General features: G+C 68.3%; 1 protein-coding gene and 1 pseudogene. Both read left to right on the top strand.

Annotation, left to right across the window (positions count from 1 at the left end; genetic code table 11):
* Positions 1 to 183: pseudogene (locus PYV61_RS26280) on the top strand (hypothetical protein); the annotation flags it as partial.
* Positions 180 to 626, top strand: a complete 447-nt coding sequence (locus PYV61_RS26285; protein WP_275836847.1) for a hypothetical protein — start codon at positions 180 to 182, stop codon at positions 624 to 626. The pseudogene PYV61_RS26280 and the gene PYV61_RS26285, both read left to right, overlap by 4 nt.
* The last annotated feature ends 23 nt before the right edge of the window (positions 627 to 649 follow it).

The following is a 649-nucleotide window of genomic DNA, read 5'->3' on the forward strand; positions in this document are numbered from 1 at the left end:
GACGAAGGCGCTGGGCTCTCCGACACTTTTCACACGTCGATCTGGCCGGGTGAGACCGGGCTGTCCGGCGTCACTGGCGTCGACCAGCAGATCTATTGGGGGGTCGCTTCGCCAACTCCGTCGATCTTCTACGGAGGCGGTGTTCGTGCGATCGGCGAAGCGATCGGAAGGGCGCTTTCGTGAAGCCGGCGTTGGAACTGGTCCGGCGGGCCGAGATCACGCAGCTGACGCTCGATCGGTTCAAGGAGCGGCCGTTCCGGTTCGGCGCTGGCGACTGTGTGCAGATGACCGCCTTTCATCTGCGCGGCATGGGCCACCAAGTGCTGCTGTCCAAGGGCGGCCAGTACAGGACCGGGCTCGGTGCGGTCCGGGCTTTGAGACGCGCCGGCTTCGCTTCGCTGTCCGAGGCGCTGGATGAGATGGGACTCGCGCGGATCGCGCCGGCGGCCGCGTTGACGGGCGACGTGCTCGCGCTGCCCCATGAAGAGGGCTCCCCGCTCGAGGCGCTCACGATCGCACTCGGCAACGGCCGGGTGCTGGGCTGGCATGCCGAGCTGGCCGGGGCCGCCGTGCTGCAGCCCGTCCAGTTCGTCACCGCGTGGAGGGTGCCATGGCTAAGGTCCTGAAGACTGCGGCGATCGTGGTCGGG

Origin of the sequence: Roseisolibacter sp. H3M3-2 (assembly GCF_029211165.1) — a bacterium.
Lineage (GTDB): Bacteria > Gemmatimonadota > Gemmatimonadetes > Gemmatimonadales > Gemmatimonadaceae > Roseisolibacter.